Genomic DNA, 1,563 nt, shown 5'->3' on the forward strand with positions numbered 1-1,563 from the left:
CGCCGCTGACCGTCAGGTTGTTGAGCGCAAAGGCGCCGCCCACCGTATCGAGCGACACCGTGCCCGCCGTGCCCGCCATCAAAGTCAGGCTGCTGCCGCCTGCCGTGGTGCCACTGACGTCGCCGCCGAAACTGATGTTCGCGCCAGCCACCGTCGCGCCGCCTCCGGTGGTGTCGATGGTGACGCTCGAACTGCCCAGCGTGACCGCGCCACCGAATGACACCGCACCGCCGTCGGTGGTGATGTCGTTGGTCAACAGCAATGGCGTCGCGCCGTAGTCGGTCAAGGTCAGCGCACCGCTGCCCAGGCTCAGCGTACCCAGCGTCAACGCGTTGCCGCCATTGTCGAGGTACACGGCATTGCTACCGCTGTTCGTCAGGCTCACCGCCCCTGTAAAGTCGTTGCCGGTGTTGTTCAACGTGATGGCATGCGCACCGGCATCGAATTTCGATGTGCCGGCAACCAACCAGGCGCCACCCTGGGCGATGTTGCCCGCCGAGGTGGTGATCGACAAACCGCCCGTGCCGATGTTGAGCGCGCCTGCGCTGAAGGTGCCGCTGCTGGTGGTCAGCGCGTCCAATGCACCGTTGGTGGCATTGCCGCCTACCGCTCCGCCGAACGTCACCGCGCCACTGCCCGCGCTCACCGTCAGGCTTTCGGCCGTCGTGCTCGCGTTGTCCACCGTGCTGGCAAAGTCCACCGCACCGTTGGTGGTCGTCAGCGTCACGTTGCCGGACAAGGTCACCGTGTCGTTGTAGGTTTGCGCACCTGTCGTCGTCACCGCGCCGCCCAGCGTGGTGCTGCCGGGCGCATCCGTGGTGAGGCTGGTCAACGCCGTCGTACCACCCACCACGCCGCCGAAGGTGGTGACACCGGCGGTGTTTACCGTCAACGCATGCGCGCCATTCACTGTCGAAGCGAGGTCGATGTTTCCACTGCCCGTGCTCGCCAGCGTCACGTCGCCGCCCAGCTTCACGGCACCGTTGTAGGTCTGCGCTCCGCTGGTGGTGACATCGCCATCGAGCGTGCTGGTGCCGGTGTTGGTCGCCAAGCTCGCCGCGTTCACCGTGCCGAAGCTCGTCGCGCCCGTCCCGTTCACGGTCAGCGCGCCCAGCGCACCGTTGGTCGCATTGCCGCCCACCGTTCCGCCAAACGTCACCGCGCCGTTGCCCGCGCTCACCGTCAGGTTTTCGGCCGTCGTGCTCGCGTTGTCCACCGTGCTGGTGAAGTCCACCGCGTGGTTCGTAGTCGTCAGCGTCACGCCGCCAGCCAGTTCCACGGCACCGTTGTAGGTCTGTGCCCCGCTGGTGGTGATGTTGCCGTTGAGCGTGGCGATGCCGGTGTTGGTCGCCAGGCTTGCTGCGTTCACCGTGCCGAAGCTCGTCGCACCCGACCCGTTCACGGTCAGCGCGCCCAGCGCACCGTTGGTCGCATTGCCGCCCACCGTTCCGCCAAACGTCACCGCGCCGCTGCCCGCGCTCACCGTCAGGTTTTCGGCCGTCGTGCTCGCGTTGTCCACCGTGCTGCCGAAATCCACCGCACTGTTGGTGGTCGTCAGCGTCA

At 66.9% G+C, this 1,563-nt stretch carries 1 pseudogene; it reads right to left on the reverse strand.

The window, feature by feature from the left end:
* Positions 1 to 1,563, reverse strand: a pseudogene (locus IHE49_RS18335) (S-layer family protein); the annotation flags it as partial.

It is taken from the genome of Rhodanobacter sp. 7MK24 (assembly GCF_014842995.1).
In the GTDB taxonomy this organism is placed as follows: domain Bacteria; phylum Pseudomonadota; class Gammaproteobacteria; order Xanthomonadales; family Rhodanobacteraceae; genus Rhodanobacter_A.